We start from the raw sequence: 14,659 nt of genomic DNA on the forward strand, positions 1-14,659 counted from the left end.
CTCCGAATGCTCAGAAAGGTTCGACGTCTTTCCATGTTCCGACTTGGGCCGAGGCCAACGCAGCCGAGACAACGCAATTGACAGCATGCCCGTCGCGGAAGGTCGGCCAAATCGGCTGCCCGGTCTCAATCGCTTTCAGAAAATCGCGGGCCTCGACAATGATCTGATCCTGATAGCCGGTCCCATGACCAGGCCCCTGACAGAACGGTTCATAATCCGGGTGCTCCGGCCCGGTGAGGATCTTGGTAAATCCACGTGTCGCTTCGGGGCCTTCCATACGATAAAGCCACAGCGTGTTCTGATCTTCCTGATCGAACCGGATCGCGCCGTTGGTGCCGCTGATCTCATATGCGTAGCCCATCTTGCGCCCCGTTGCGATGCGCGAGATGTATAGATGCCCCATCACTCCGTTCTCAAACCGGCACATCATCTGGGCGTGGTCGTCATTGGTGACCTCTCCACCTGGGCGAGTCTTGTGAACTGTCTCAACCTCGGCAGACACTTTGGTGATCGGACCAATCAAGGCCATCGCTGCGTTGATCATATGCGGGGCCAGATCACCCATAGTGCCGTTCGCCATGCCATCGGTGCGCCATGTGGCCGGGGTCTGCGGATCGGCATAAAAATCCTCGGTATGCTCGCCGCGAAACCACGTGACATCTCCAATTGCGCCCTCGGCAATCAATTGGCGGGCATATTGGCTGGCAGGCGTTCGGATATAGTTGAACCCGACCATATTGGTCACACCCGAGCTTTCGGCGGCCGCGACCATCGCTGCCCCATCCTCCAACGAAGCACCAAGCGGTTTTTCGCAAAGCACAGGCTTGCCCAGTGCGAACGCCGCCTCGGCGATGGGACGATGGGTTTCCTGAGGTGTCGCGATCACAATCGCCTCGACCCTGGGGTCCGAGACCAAGGCCTGCCAATCATCCGTCGCCCGATGAAACCCATAGGCTTTGCGATAGCGCTCCGCGCTTTGCGCGCTGGAGGCGCAGACCATTTCAAGGCGCGGGCGCAAAGCGGTGTTGAACACCGCGCCGACGGACGACATGGCGACAGCATGCGCTTTGCCCATATAACCGCCGCCAAGGATGCCGATTCCGATCTGGGTCATCCCACAAGCCTCCCCCACATGGAAATATATTTGCAACCGGTTGCAAAATTTGTATCCTGAGATTCGAAAACTCGCAAGCTGCTTTCGGCGCTTCATCAAAAATGCACCGATTTTCCCCGGAGGGCTGGTTCAAAAATGGCGACATCTAGCGACACGGTTTATCTGACCACAGCGCAGGCGATTATTCGGTGGCTTTCCAACCAGTTCATCCAGATCGACGGGCAAGAAATGCGCCTGTGTGGCGGTGGCTTTGGCATCTTCGGCCACGGTAATGTCACATGCCTGGGCGAAGCGCTGAACTCCGCTCGGGACGAGCTGCCGCTTTATCGTGGTCAGAATGAACAGAGCATGGGATTCGCGGCGGCGGGTTATGCCAAGCAATGGCTGCGGCAACGATTCATGTTTTGCACCGCCAGCGCAGGCCCCGGCACAGCCAACTTGCTGACAGCAGCAGGACTGGCCCACGCCAACCGTCTGCCGATGTTGATGCTGTGCGGGGATACGTTCATTACCCGCCTGCCTGATCCGGTCTTGCAGCAGATGGAGAACTTCAGCGATCCGACATTTGGCGTCAACGATGCGTTCAAACCGGTCGTGCGCTACTGGGATCGCATCACGCACCCGGCGCAGGTGCTTCAGTCATTGCCGAACGCAATCGCGACCATGCTGGACCCTGCCGATTGCGGCCCTGCCTTTCTGGGGCTGCCGCAGGATGTTCAAGGATGGACCTACGATTACCCGGTAAAATTCTTCGAAAAGAAGGTTCACCGCATCCGCCGTCAGGCTCCAGACGCCGATGAGATTGCGGACGCAGCAGTGGCGCTGACCCAGGCCAAACGCCCAATGATCATCGCCGGGGGCGGCGTCCAGTATTCCAAAGCAGTCAGCGAACTGACCAGCTTTGCCGAAACGCATCAGATCCCCGTGGTCGAAACCATCGCAGGCCGCGCCAATCTGCTGGCGACACATCCATTGAATATCGGGCCGATTGGGGTCACCGGGTCGGACTCGGCCAACGCAATTGCGGAAAAGGCGGACGTCATCGTCGCCATCGGAACCCGTTTGCAGGATTTCACCACCGGATCATGGACCGCGTTTGCCAAGGACGCGCAATTCATCTCACTCAACGCAGCGCGTCATGATGCCGGGAAACACATGTCGCTGCCGGTGGTTGGCGACGCCAAGCTTAGCATTGCTGCGCTGGGTGAGGCTGTGGATTATCGCGCACCAGACAGCTGGGTCTCGCTGGCCAGGGAAGAACGTAGTAAATGGGATGCCTACGTGGCCGAGAATGTCTCGTACGGCAATCGACCCAACTCTTATGCGCAGGCGATTGGCGTGGTGAACGATCTGTGCGACCCGCGCGACCGAGTCGTTGCCGCCGCCGGTGGACTGCCCGCCGAAGTCACCGCCAACTGGCGTACGCTGGACATCGGCACTGTCGATGTCGAGTTCGGCTTTTCCTGCATGGGCTACGAAATCGCCGGGGCCTGGGGTGCGCGGATTGCGCAGAAACAGCAGGAACCCGATCAGGATACGATCACCTTTTGCGGGGATGGTTCGTATCTGATGTTGAACTCGGACATCTATTCCTCGGTCCTTAGTCAGATGAAATTGATCATTCTGGTGCTGGACAACGGCGGTTTTGCGGTCATCAACAAGCTGCAGAACAACACCGGGAACGAAAGCTTCAACAACTTGATCGCCGACTGTCCAACCATTGCAGAGCCGTTCGGGGTGGATTTCGCAGCCCATGCCGCATCAATGGGTGCAGCCACCGAAAAGGTATCTAACCCTGCGGAACTGGCCGAGGCATTTAAGCGCGCGAAGGCAAGCGATAAGACCTTTGTCATCGTCATGGATGTCGACCCCTACGAAGGTTGGACCACCGAAGGCCATGCCTGGTGGGAGGTCGGGACACCGCACGTCACCGAAAATGAAAAAGTCCGCCAGGCTCATGTCGATTGGGAAGCGACACGAGAAAAGCAACGACGGGGTGTATGATGAAGCGTTTCACGGCTCAAACGGCCAATCCTGCAGAAATTGTCGATGAACTGCTGCATGGTGGTGGTGCGGTTGGCATCTCTGGGCTGTTCTCTGCTGAGGATGTCGCAGAGGCCCGTGCAATCGTTATGGCACATTCCGAGGAGGCCGCGGACAAGGTGACCCACTTTCAGGGCGCCGCAGCTGAGGACGGCGCGCTGAACCTGCAACGACGCGTTTGGAACCTGTTGGCCAAAGGCGAGGTATTCTCGAACATGGCCGCGCACCCGGTTCTGATGGACATTCTGCGCCAGTTTCTGGGAACCGAATTCATCATGGGCTCTATCGCGGCCAATCGCATCCTGCCGGGTGGTCCCGGACAGGAACCACATGTCGACTATCCCTATTGGGATTTTCACCGGCCGGAAACGCATCCCGTAGGTTTGAACGGATCTTTCCCGATGAACGCTCAGGTCTCGGTTCTGTTGGACCCGTTCACCGAAGAAAGCGGCGCGACCGCTTATGTGCCCGGATCGCAGAAAGAACTGCGCTACCCCGGCCCGGATGACCGGTTCTACGAGCATTGCGAGCGCATGACAGGCGAACCTGGGGACGTCGCCTTGTTCTACGGTGTGACTTGGCACTGCGCGATGCCGAACAAGGCGGATCACGACCGCAGCGCAATTCTGATTCAATACCTGCCGAAATGGGTTAAACCGATGGAAAACATGCCCGCCGCCTTGCCACAAGACTTTCTGGATACTGCAAGCCCCGACATGCGTCAGTTGTTGGGGCTGGACTATCCCTACCCCGAAGTATTGGACGCCGCGCAGGCCGGTAACACCGAGGGCCGCGTATGAACTTGATGAACGGTATCAAAGGCAACCGTTTTGCCGTTTTCGGTCGCGCGGGAATGGACATGTTTGCCGACCCGGTTGGTGTCAAAAGCGAAGACGCCGTGACATTCCGGGCCGATTTGGGCGGCTCGTCTGCCAATATCTGCGCTGGGCTGGTGAAACTGGGCAGCGCGTCCGCGCTGGTGACTTCGGTCTCGGACGACGCGGTGGGCCGGTTTTGCCTCAATCGACTGAAAGACTATGGCGTCGACACGGCCTACATCCGCAGCGTGGGCGGAGAAGCCCGCACCTCGCTTGCGGTGTACGAAAGCTGCATTGAGAACTTCCAGAACGTTATCTATCGCAATGGCGCCGCTGATTTTCAGGTCACCGAAGATGATATGGACGCGGTGGATTATTCGGCATTCTCTGCTCTGATCACCGCTGGAACGGTCTTTGCCTCTGAACCCTCGCGCTCGGCCACGTTTCGGGCGTTTGAAAATGCACGCAAGGCCGGTCTGCCGGTTATTTTCGACATTGATTATCGCCCCTATTCCTGGCCCTCGCCCCAGGTTGCGTCGGATGTGTTGTCGCGCGCAGGTGCCGAAAGCGATCTGATCGTCGGCAATGACGAAGAGTTCGGGTTCATGGCCGGTGGAATCGAAAGGGGTTTGGATAAAGCCCGCGAATTGGCCGCCGAAGGGCGCATGGTCGTTTATAAAATGGGACAAGAGGGTGCGATCACGCTGGTGGACGGGCAAGAGATCCGCACCGGCATCTATCCGGTCACTGCCGTCAAACCCAACGGCGCCGGGGACAGTTTTCTGGCCGGTTTCCTGGCCTCGCTCGCCTCTGGCCACCACCTTGGCGATGCCGTTTTGCGCGGATCGGCTTGCGCTTCGATCACCGTGTCCAAACCCGGCTGCGCCGGAGCCATGCCCACAACTGCCGAGCTTGAGGCGTTTCTGGCCTCGCATCCCGGCCCTTCCGAGTAAGGAGACGCATATGCATATCGCGCCCTATGATAATCAGAACAAACCCATCGTGGATGCAGACGATGATCTTGTCCCGCTGAACTATTTCAACATCGTTAAGCTTCGCAAAGGCGAGATGTTCGAATACGCCGTACCGGGTTATGAGACCTGCATCGTTCCGGCGATCGGAACGGTGACTGTAGACGTGGACGGCAAGGTTTATGACAATCTGGGCAACCGCACCGAAGATGTCTGGGATGGCGAGCCCGAAGGCGTCTATGCTCCCGTCGGGGCCAACGTGCGTATAACCTGCCTGACGGACGAAACAGAGACCTTCATTGCTGGTGCGAAATACGACAAAGTGCTGGAACCGTTCGATGTCCGCGCCGGTGAGCTGGACGTGGTGCAATATGGCTCGGACGAGACCAAAACCCATCGCAAGATCAAACATATCCTTGGCGCCAATCATCATGACAAGGTGGGGCGTCTGCTAGTCTCGGAACTCTACACCGTCGGTGAAGGCGGTTGGTCCGGCTTTCCAAGTCATAAGCATGACACCGACCGCCTACCCGATGAAACCCGACATGACGAGACGTATAACTTCCGGTTCAAACCAAATTATGGGTCTGGCCTGCAAATGCTGCAGCGAGAGGATAACAAGCCGGGCGACGCCTATCACATCGTCGACGGGTCAACCATTTGCATCGACAAAGGGTATCATCCCTGTGCGGTTCTGCCCGGATACCAGATGTACTACTTCACCATTCTGGGCGGGCTCAGCCAGCGCAGTCTGAAACAATATTTTCAACCTACACATGCCGAGCAATTGCATACCATTCCCGGCATCATGGACATGGTGGCCAAATTCAAATGAGCTTAGTGACGCTTTCCGACGTTCTGCAACCGGCATTACGGGGCGGTCATGCCGTGGCCGGTTTGGTGACCTTGGGTTGGGAAGACATGCGTGCCTATGTCGCCGCAGCCGAGGCTGAAGACGTGTCGGTTATCCTGCAAGCGGGTCCGTCCTGCCGGGAACACACGCCTTTACCGGTGCTTGGCAAGATGTTCCGGTATCTGGCCGAAGGGGCCTCGGTCCCGGTTGTCGCCCATCTGGATCACGGATATACGGTCGAGGAATGCCGCGAGGCCATCGATAGCGGGTTCAGCTCCGTGATGTTCGACGGCTCTCGTAAACCATTGGCCCAGAATATCGATGAAACAGCGACGATCGCCGAGATGGCGCACGCAGCAGGCGTGTCCTGCGAAGGTGAGATCGGGTTCGTCGGCTATTCCGGTGGCGAGAACTCGGCAGGGACCGACCCCGAAGAAGCAGCGCAATTCGCCAAAGAAACTGGTGTTGACGCGATGGCAATCTCGGTCGGAAACGTCCACCTCCAACAGGACAAGGAAGGCGGGCTGGACGAGCCCCGCATCCGAGCCATCGAGGCCATGACGAAGGTGCCATTGGTGATCCACGGCGGGTCAGGCGTACCGTCCGCCCAGCGCCGCACGCTCGCGCGTGGGTCTAGCATTTGTAAATTCAACATCGGAACCGAATTGCGCATGGCCTTTGGTCATGCTTTGCGCGACGCGGTCAATTCAGATCCCGAGCGTTTTGATCGGGTGCAGATTCTGAAAGACACGCATGCGCCGCTGGTGGCCGCAACACGCCGGGTTCTACAGGATTTCAAAGCCTGAGGCGCGCCACAGCGCTCAGGTATCCTCGCGCATATCTTTGGCTTTTTGGCCGACGTATTTTGCCGTCAGCTCTGGCGGCAATTCGTTTTCGTCCCATACGCCGATCAGAACACCCGTCCCACCGTGCTTTTTACGCCGCTCCTCAAGAGCGGCCTTTGATACCGTGGTCCGTTGAGATAAACGCCGCGCCCAGGCACCCAGACGATCATACATCTCGCGGATGATAGTTTCGTGTTCGGCGGATGCGCCCAGATCGTTCAGCTCATCCGGGTCGTTTTCAAGGTCGAACAGCATCGGTCGGTGCCCGGACTCGAAATGGACCAGCTTCCACCGCTTTGTTGCAACCATAAAGGCCACAGCCTGATCCGCAGACGCGCCGAGCAGGGCAGCCTCATTATTGGTGGTATAGTCCACCTCACAGAACACAGCGTCCCGTGCCGTGTCAGCGGCCTGCCCGTGCAGGATCGGCAACAGCGATTCCCCTTCAAGGATGTGATCCATCGGTTCGCCACCCGCAACCTCAAGGAAGGTCGGCGCTAGATCGATGCTTTCTACAAGCGCATCGCATGTGGTCCCACGTGTGGCGTCCGCCTCAGATGACGGGTCGTAGATGATCAGAGGAACCCGGATCGACGTCTCATAGAAAAAGGATTTCTCTCCCAACCAGTGATCACCCAGAAAATCCCCATGATCCGAGGTCAGTACGATCATCGTGTCTTTCATCCGGCCCGTCTCTTCCAGCCAATTGAAAAGCACACCCATCTGGTCGTCGACCTGTTTGATCAGGCCCATATAGGCGGGGATGACCGTCTCGCGCACCTCATCCCGCGAGAATGCCTGACTGACGCGACTTTGCGTAAAAGCATCCAGCACGGGATGGGCATTGTCGCGCTCGGCCTCGGATCGAACGGCAGGCAGAATATGTTCGGGACCGTACATGTCATTATACGGCGCCGGGACGATGTAAGGCCAATGCGGTTTGATATAGCTCAGATGACAGCACCAGGGGTCCTGCGCCTGTTGCATGAACTCCATCCCGCGCCTTGTAAGGTACGGCGTTTCACTATCATCCTCGGCGATATTCGCAGCTTCCGAGGCGTTCTTCAGGAACCAGCCCGACAGAACATTTCCGTCCGCGTCGATGCCAGAATTGGCATGGTCATGCCACGGGTTCTCACCGTCGTAGCCCGCACCCTTGAGGTAGGCGTTGTATTTCAAAGCGCCGCCGGGGTCGTAGAACCCTTTGGGTCCTTCGGGGCGCATCCCGTCGTCGCGTTCAAAGATATCAAAACCGCATTCGGCAACACGCGCGCCGATCACGGTGTCCCTACTCAGGCCAAGGCGCTCCATCCCTTCGATATCCGGGGACATGTGAGTCTTGCCGACCAACCAGCACCCCATCCCGGCCTTGCGCAGATGATCGCCCAGCGTCATCTCACCAACTTTCAGCGGCACGTTGTTCCACGTCGCGCCGTGGCTGTGCGCATAGCGGCCGGTGTAATAGCACATGCGGGATGAGCCGCAGATCGGTGACTGGATATAGGCGCGGGTGAACCGAACACCCATACTGGCCAAACGATCGATATGTGGCGTGTGTAAATGCGGATGCCCGTAGCAGCTCAGGTAATCCCAGCGCAGCTGGTCGAACATGATGAAAAGGATGTTCTTTGCTTTGGGCATCAGGGACTCCGGTCCACAAAAAAGGGGCTATTCGTCTCCGGTATAATACCCGATCACATCGTTTTCGGTCGTTGCACCCAAACCATTTAGCAGGCGGTTGGAATAATTGAAATAAGCACAGACCTGATTGACTTCCAATATCTCTCCGTCCGAACACCCGGCAATCTTAAGTGCTTCAAAATCGGATTTAACCATCTTGCCTACATCTGTCGTCAGCTTGCCCGCATAGCGCAGTAGGGCCAGTTCTTTTCCGTCAAACTCGTCCTCGGGGCGCTGCGCCTTGAGCGCCAGAAATATCCGATCACTGCGCTGTTGATCTTTGATCAGGTTGCGCACGTTCATGAAGTGATGCGTCAAAGAGTAGGTGCAGTCGTTCAGAATCGAGGTGTAACTCGCGACAACTTCAAGAAACCAAAAGGGCAGTTGGTTGTCGTTCGAATGCAGCACCGAGCGATAGAGAGTAACATGACCATTCATAGTCTCAGGCCGCAGGGAATGGACACGCATCACGGTGTCAACGGTGCCATGGGGGGTACGGGCCTTGTCCAGCAGCTCTTTTAGGCGGCCTTCAGCCTTTTCGTCCGAGATCATATCGATCCATGCGCTCATCGCGGGTCCTCCAGTCTGTTGCGCAAGCATATGGCGTATCGGCGGATGAGTGTCAGTAAAAAATTCTACTGCCACGACATTTACCTAGATAACGGAAATGTGAGCCGCTAGAAAAGACGGGGATGTCTGTTAAGGAACCGTCTTGATGCTTTCGCCTGATTTGCGTGCCGGTGCCGAAAATCTGCTCGTAAGGTGTGGAGGTCTGTCGCAGGGCGACAGTCTTCTGGTGTTGTGCGAAGAACCCGGCGGGGGGTATTACGACGATGAAATCGCGCAGGCTGTAGTTGATAGCGCGCGCGCACTAGGCATCGAAACGTCGATCCGAACCATTCCCTTTGAACCAATGGGCGGCAAACTGGCGTCTGAACTGGTAAGCGCCATGCGGTCTGTTGACCGTACCCTCTTTCTGTCGCGAACCGGTGATCAGATTCGGTTTGACAGCAACATGGCCGATGTTCGTCCGATCATGTCCTATGCTCTGGATACGGGGATGTTGGCCTCAGGCTTTGGGCGCGCAAATTACACCGGATTCGTAGCGCTTAAGAACGCGATAAACGCGCTTTTGTCCCATGCCCGGCGCATTCGTGTCACCTGCCCTCTTGGAACAGATTTCAGCGGGCCAGGTGCCGTTTTTCCCAAGGACGGAGCGTCCGACGTCAGCGTCGCCCGGTTTCCCATGTCCGTTTTTGCACCCGTCCCTGCACGGGGGTTTTCTGGCGTTGTGATGCAGGATGGGTTTCTGGTCGGCACAGGCTCAAAGTTCTACAAACCTTATGGCTGTGATTTGAAAAACCGGCTGGCCGTTCATTTCACCGAAAACAGGTTAACCGGGTTCTCGGGACATCCAATGGACGTGCATTGCGCGCAAATGCACTATGAAAAGGTCGGGAAGATGTTCGACCTCGATCCGATGACCATGCATTCCTGGCACGCCGGTATCCACCCGGGTTGCGCATACTCCGCCCCGGCCTTCGAAAATTTCGAACGTTGGAGCGGTTCGGCCTTTGGCAATCCACGTCTGATGCACTTTCACACCTGCGGGAACTATGCGCCGGGCGAGATTTCCCTGAACGTTCTTGACCCTACAATCGAGGTTGATGGAATAGCCATCTGGGACAACGGCGTTCTCAAGCCGGAACTGATACCCGGAGGCGCGGAGGTTCTGGAGGAATACCCTTGTATCAAAGCAGTGTTCGACGCGCCCGAGCAATCGGTCGGTCAGGGTCGCGACGGGCGTCTTTCTGCGCAGTGATCAACCGGCCTCGGCCGCGATCATCTTGGACACCCGCGCCCGGAATCGCATGGCCCCTGCGTCCAACCCGAGGTTGATATACCCGGTCTTGCGCCGCGCCATACCGGTCTGGACGTATTCCAGCACCTCTTTGTCCTCGTTAAAGGCCATGAGCGCCCCGTCGAACATGCGCTGAGACATCCCGGCGTCATCAGCGTGCATGTTTCGATGCTGGAACCAGAAATAGCGCGAGGTTTCATGATCTACCGGCGTGATGAAATTATATGAAATGTTCACGAAGGCATTGGGTGAAAGCGGACGGTCCGCCCCGCCCTCACCAACCGGAGTGTAGATGGACATGTTTATCGCTGTCGATGGCAGGCGGCATTCATAGTGCTGCTTGCGGTCACAGTGGGGACCAAACGGCAGGACCGGCGCATAGTATGGTGGCGCAGGTTCATCCGCGATCCAGCGCGATACGATTACGCCATCCTCGGTTTCCTCAAGGTCCAGCGGGCGGTTATCCGTCCCGGCCCCGGCGAAGGACGTCAGGTGTACCCAAGCCACATGGCTGGGATCCAGCAGGTTGTCGGTAATGTAAAGATAGTGGCTTGCCATCTCCATCGCGCCTTTGGGCGTCTTGCCCCAGGTCGGGTCATCGAAATTCGGGATGTCGATGATGTCATCGACACGCGCCTGATCAGGATCACCCATCCACAGCCACAGGAATCCCCAGCGGTCCTCGGCCGGATAGGCATGTACGGCGGCGCGACGCGGCGGGTTGTCCAACTGAGTGGGCGCGCTGACGCATTCGCCACCGCAGCCGAAGGTCAGGCCGTGATAGCCGCAAACCACGTGATCACCTTCCACCGTGCCGCGCGACAAGGGCAGTTTGCGATGCGGGCAGGCATCCTCCAACGCGATGGCCGTACCCTTGGTGTCCCGATAGATCACAATCTCTTCGTTCAGCATGCGCACAGCGCTGAGGTCGCGGCCAAAATCCTCGCTGCGGCCAGCGACATACCAGCAGTTTCGAATGAAGCCTTCGGCTCCGGCCAGATCTGGACGCATCACCTTACTCCGAAAAAACGTCAAACGCCTTGAGGGCCTTGGCACTGTAGGCATAGGACGGTCCGCCGCCCATATAGGTCGCCATGGCCAACGCCTCGCACATCTCATCCCGCGTGGCGCCCAGCCGGACCAGAGATCTCACGTGAAAGCCAATGCAACTGTCACAGCGCGTGGCGATAGCGATGCCCAGCGCCATGAACTCTTTGGTTTTCTCACTCAGCGCCCCATCGGTTTTGGCCGCCTTGCCCATGATCCCGAAACCCCGCACCGTTTCCGGCACCTCTTTCGAGAAGGTTCCGATATTGGCCTCGGTTTCGGCCATGAAGTCTTTCCAGTCCATGCGTGTGCTCCTTATCCGCGCTCATCCGCACCCATACGGCGCTCCAGCCAGCGCACACCGGCACTGATGATCAGAACCAGTATCAGGTACTCGAAAATCAACAGGGTATAGATTTCCAGCGGGCGGTATTCCGTCACCACCAGTTCGTTGGCGCGCCGCGTCAGTTCCTGCATCCCGATGACACTGGCAAAAGCACTCATCTTGACGATGTAGATGAACTGGTTCGCCAAGGGCGGCAGAATCCGCCGGATCGCTTGGGGCAGGATCACATAGCGCATCGTCTGGATGTAATTCAGACCGATTGTCTGCGCGGCCTCACGCTGACCACGCGCGATGGATTGGATGCCCGCGCGGTATATCTCAGCGGTGAAGGCGCTGTCAGACAAGGCCAGGGTAATGATCGCGCCCCAGAACGGATCAATCGGAACGTTCATACCCATCGATTGGAAAACAATCGGCAGGCCGTAGAACACCCAGAACAGCATTGGCAGCAGCGGGATCGAGCGGATGAACTCCACATAGACCCTATTGACCAAACGCCAGCCGCGTTTTTCAGACAATCCGGGCAGCGCCACCAGCAAACCGATGGCAATCGACATAATCGCGGCAATCAAGGAAATCTGGATCGTCGCCCCCATCCCCGAGATCAGGAATTTGACATTGACCCACCCTGACGTCGTGGTCGGGTCAATGACGTACCAGCCCCATGTGGACGACGACGAACACCCCGCGATCAGCAGGAACGGGGACAGAAGAAGAAGCGTTTTTTTCATCAGACCCACTCAGTGCTGTAAAATCTGGCTGAGGAATTTCTTGCACCGATCCGACTGTGGGTTGGTGAAGAAATGTTCGGGGTTGCCCTGCTCCACGATCTCGCCCGCGTCCATGAAGATCATCTTGTCCGCGACCTTACGGGCGAAGCCCATTTCATGAGTGACAACCACCATGGTCATACCCTCCTGCGCCAATTCGACCATGACGTCCAACACCTCAGAGATCATTTCGGGATCCAGGGCCGAGGTCGGTTCGTCAAACAGCAAAACCCGGGGCTCCATGCACAGGGAACGGGCGATGGCCACGCGCTGCTGCTGGCCACCGGACAGCTGAATCGGACGTTTCTCCGCCTGATCCGGGATATGCACGCGTTCAAGATAGTGGCGCGCCTTCTCTTCCGCTTCCACCCGGCTTAGGCCACGTGCCTTGATCGGGCCAAGGGTCAGGTTCTCTAACACGGTCAGATGGGGGAACAGGTTGAACTGCTGGAATACCATGCCGACCTCGGATCGGATTGTATCCACGGATTTTGCGTTGTCCGTCAGTTCAACACCGTCCACGCGAATGGTGCCTTTCTGATGCTTTTCCAACTGGTTGATACATCGCACAACCGTGGATTTTCCCGAGCCTGACGGCCCGCAAATGACGACCTTTTCGCCGCTTGCAACCGTCAGGTTGATGTTCTTGAGCACATGGAATGTGCCAAACCACTTGTTCACATCAACAAGTTCGATCGCGACATCTGGCATTGGCTGGACTGACCTTATTTTATTCTCAGTGGAATATTTTCTTGAGGTTATCTTTGTCTTTGCGCTTAAATCAACAAACAATATGGCAGCAAGCCCCAACCGCCACCAACGGGAGAGATAGATGAACACGTTTTGGAAAGCTGCGGCAGCCGCAGCACTTGGCCTGGTATTGTCGAGCGCCGCACAGGCGCAATCGGCCTTGAATGAAGTGCTGGATTCCGGTGTGCTGAAGGTCGGAACCACGGGTGACTGGAACCCGATGTCCCTGCGCGATCCGGCCACAAACAGCTACAAAGGCTATGATATCGACATCATGAACGCGCTGGCCGCCGATCTGGGGGTTGAGGTCGAATATGTGCCCACAGACTGGAAAACCCTGGTCAACGGCGTGGTTGCCGGCAAGTACCACATCACCGGTTCGGCCTCGATCTCGCCGCCGCGTATGAAGGTTGCCGGTTTCTCGGACAGCTATATCGCGGTAGAGTTGTTCCCCTACACCACCAAGGATAAAGCCGACAAATTCGACGGGTACGATTCGATCAACCAGCCGGGTGTGAAGGTCGCCACCACCCTTGGCACCACCTTTGAAAAGCGCGTGCGCGAGTGGTTCCCCAACGCGGATATCAAAGTGGTCGAAGCGCCCGCCCGTGGTTTCCAGGAGGTTCTGGCCGGGCGTGCGGATGTCTTCATTACGTCCAACATCGAAGGATCGACGCTTGAAGCCAAATTCCCGGTCGTCCGCGTCAAAAACGCCGGACCCCGGTCCCCTTCACCCATCGCAATGCTGCTACCGCAGAGCGATCAGGTCTGGATCAACTACGTGAACAACTGGATCGAGGTGAAGAAGGCCCAAGGCTTTTTTGAAGAAAACAAGACAAAGTGGGGCCTATGACCCACGCTTTACAAAACGCCCGGCCCCGGCGGTCGGGCGTTTTCAGTTGCTGCCGGAAACGGCCTTGGACACGACGGTGATAAAACTCACCTTGCCCGTTTTCAGTTCGACCGGCCCATGTGCGGCATTGGAGTCAAAACTGAGGCTGTCGCCCGGGCGCATGTGATACGCCTCGTCCCCGCAGCCATAGACCATCTCGCCGTCTGTCACGTGGATGAATTCGACCCCCTGATGCTGATACAAGGGCCGCGTGCCCAGCGGTGCCTCCAGCGTGACACTGAAACTTTCGAAACTGACGTGATTGGCCTCGGCACGTCCGATGAGCTTGTAACTGTGCCCGAAACCGGTCCCTAACCGCTGCACCGTTACACCTTCGCCTGCTACAACAAACGAAACATCCGAACGTTCAACCGTTCCAGCGAACAAGCTGATCAGCGGGACGCCGATCCCGCTGGCCAATGCATCCAGCGTTCCCAGTGAAGCCGAAACCTGACCACGCTCAATCTTGGAAATCATAGCCGTCGAGACGCCGGAACGGGCCGACAGCTCGGTCAGCGTGAGCCCGGAAAGCACCCGATTGGCTTTGACCGTTGACCCGATCAAATGATCCAAAGGCGGTTTTTCGGCGGCGATTGCTGGTGAATCTTCCATTTGCTCAGAGTATCGGTGTGTATCAAAAAGGCAAAGCAATACTGTGCGTCGGAAGAG

Annotated in this window: 15 protein-coding genes; 7 read left to right on the top strand and 8 right to left on the bottom strand. The window is 57.3% G+C overall.

Features of this window, described 5'->3' with window-relative positions:
- Nucleotides 1-10: 10 nt before the first annotated feature.
- Nucleotides 11-1,114, bottom strand: a complete 1,104-nt coding sequence (locus ACP0GE_RS08010) for a Gfo/Idh/MocA family protein (RefSeq protein ID WP_424831452.1) — start codon at nucleotides 1,112-1,114, stop codon at nucleotides 11-13.
- 135 nt (nucleotides 1,115-1,249) lie between these two features.
- On the opposite strand from ACP0GE_RS08010, the gene iolD reads away from it, so the two are divergent.
- Genes iolD through ACP0GE_RS08035 form a run of 5 tightly spaced genes read left to right on the top strand, consistent with a single transcriptional unit; the run spans nucleotide 1,250 to nucleotide 6,605 of the window.
- A complete protein-coding gene (gene iolD / locus ACP0GE_RS08015; RefSeq protein ID WP_424831453.1) occupies nucleotides 1,250-3,118 on the top strand; it encodes a 3D-(3,5/4)-trihydroxycyclohexane-1,2-dione acylhydrolase (decyclizing) in 1,869 nt (622 codons plus the stop codon).
- Nucleotides 3,118-3,957 carry a phytanoyl-CoA dioxygenase family protein gene (locus ACP0GE_RS08020; RefSeq protein WP_424831454.1) on the top strand — a complete coding sequence of 280 codons (840 nt, stop codon included), beginning with the start codon at nucleotides 3,118-3,120 and terminating at the stop codon, nucleotides 3,955-3,957. The genes iolD and ACP0GE_RS08020 overlap by 1 nt, the downstream gene beginning before the upstream one ends.
- A complete protein-coding gene (locus ACP0GE_RS08025) occupies nucleotides 3,954-4,928 on the top strand; it encodes a PfkB family carbohydrate kinase (protein ID WP_424831455.1) in 975 nt (324 codons plus the stop codon). Before ACP0GE_RS08020 ends, ACP0GE_RS08025 begins: the two co-directional genes overlap by 4 nt.
- A gap of 10 nt (nucleotides 4,929-4,938) precedes the next feature.
- The gene (locus ACP0GE_RS08030) at nucleotides 4,939-5,781 is read left to right on the top strand and encodes a 5-deoxy-glucuronate isomerase (protein WP_424831456.1); all 843 of its coding nucleotides are present in this window, start codon (nucleotides 4,939-4,941) and stop codon (nucleotides 5,779-5,781) included.
- Complete coding sequence (locus ACP0GE_RS08035; protein ID WP_424831457.1) at nucleotides 5,778-6,605, top strand: class II fructose-bisphosphate aldolase; 828 nt, start codon at nucleotides 5,778-5,780, stop codon at nucleotides 6,603-6,605. The genes ACP0GE_RS08030 and ACP0GE_RS08035 overlap by 4 nt, the downstream gene beginning before the upstream one ends.
- Nucleotides 6,606-6,620: 15 nt before the next feature.
- On the opposite strand, the gene ACP0GE_RS08040 is transcribed toward ACP0GE_RS08035, so the two are convergent.
- Nucleotides 6,621-8,285, bottom strand: coding sequence for a sulfatase-like hydrolase/transferase (locus tag ACP0GE_RS08040; protein ID WP_424831458.1), 1,665 nt, complete (start codon nucleotides 8,283-8,285; stop codon nucleotides 6,621-6,623).
- A gap of 27 nt (nucleotides 8,286-8,312) precedes the next feature.
- Entirely contained in the window at nucleotides 8,313-8,894 is a 582-nt protein-coding gene (locus ACP0GE_RS08045) for a carboxymuconolactone decarboxylase family protein (protein ID WP_424831459.1), read from the bottom strand.
- 145 nt (nucleotides 8,895-9,039) lie between these two features.
- Between ACP0GE_RS08045 and ACP0GE_RS08050 the strand changes: the two genes are divergently transcribed.
- On the top strand, nucleotides 9,040-10,146 hold the full coding sequence (locus ACP0GE_RS08050; protein ID WP_424831460.1) for a hypothetical protein: 1,107 nt from the start codon (nucleotides 9,040-9,042) through the stop codon (nucleotides 10,144-10,146).
- Here ACP0GE_RS08050 and ACP0GE_RS08055 read toward each other — a convergent pair whose 3' ends face one another.
- Genes ACP0GE_RS08055 through ACP0GE_RS08070 form a run of 4 tightly spaced genes read right to left on the bottom strand, consistent with a single transcriptional unit; the run spans nucleotide 10,147 to nucleotide 13,059 of the window.
- Nucleotides 10,147-11,196 carry a Rieske 2Fe-2S domain-containing protein gene (locus ACP0GE_RS08055; protein WP_424831461.1) on the bottom strand — a complete coding sequence of 350 codons (1,050 nt, stop codon included), beginning with the start codon at nucleotides 11,194-11,196 and terminating at the stop codon, nucleotides 10,147-10,149.
- A 4-nt stretch (nucleotides 11,197-11,200) separates the two neighbouring features.
- On the bottom strand, nucleotides 11,201-11,536 hold the full coding sequence (locus tag ACP0GE_RS08060; protein ID WP_424831462.1) for a carboxymuconolactone decarboxylase family protein: 336 nt from the start codon (nucleotides 11,534-11,536) through the stop codon (nucleotides 11,201-11,203).
- 11 nt (nucleotides 11,537-11,547) lie between these two features.
- Nucleotides 11,548-12,309 (bottom strand): amino acid ABC transporter permease, encoded by a 762-nt coding sequence (locus ACP0GE_RS08065; RefSeq protein WP_424831463.1) that lies wholly within the window; start codon nucleotides 12,307-12,309, stop codon nucleotides 11,548-11,550.
- 9 nt (nucleotides 12,310-12,318) lie between these two features.
- Nucleotides 12,319-13,059, bottom strand: coding sequence for an amino acid ABC transporter ATP-binding protein (locus tag ACP0GE_RS08070; protein ID WP_424831464.1), 741 nt, complete (start codon nucleotides 13,057-13,059; stop codon nucleotides 12,319-12,321).
- A gap of 121 nt (nucleotides 13,060-13,180) precedes the next feature.
- Here ACP0GE_RS08070 and ACP0GE_RS08075 point away from each other — a divergent pair, with 121 nt between their 5' ends.
- Nucleotides 13,181-13,951 (top strand): transporter substrate-binding domain-containing protein, encoded by a 771-nt coding sequence (locus ACP0GE_RS08075; protein ID WP_424831465.1) that lies wholly within the window; start codon nucleotides 13,181-13,183, stop codon nucleotides 13,949-13,951.
- A gap of 42 nt (nucleotides 13,952-13,993) precedes the next feature.
- Here the strand turns inward: ACP0GE_RS08075 and ACP0GE_RS08080 are convergent, their stop codons facing one another.
- Nucleotides 13,994-14,602 carry a helix-turn-helix domain-containing protein gene (locus tag ACP0GE_RS08080; RefSeq protein WP_424831466.1) on the bottom strand — a complete coding sequence of 203 codons (609 nt, stop codon included), beginning with the start codon at nucleotides 14,600-14,602 and terminating at the stop codon, nucleotides 13,994-13,996.
- Nucleotides 14,603-14,659: the final 57 nt, after the last annotated feature.

This window comes from Ruegeria sp. (assembly GCF_965243365.1).
In the GTDB taxonomy this organism is placed as follows: domain Bacteria; phylum Pseudomonadota; class Alphaproteobacteria; order Rhodobacterales; family Rhodobacteraceae; genus Ruegeria.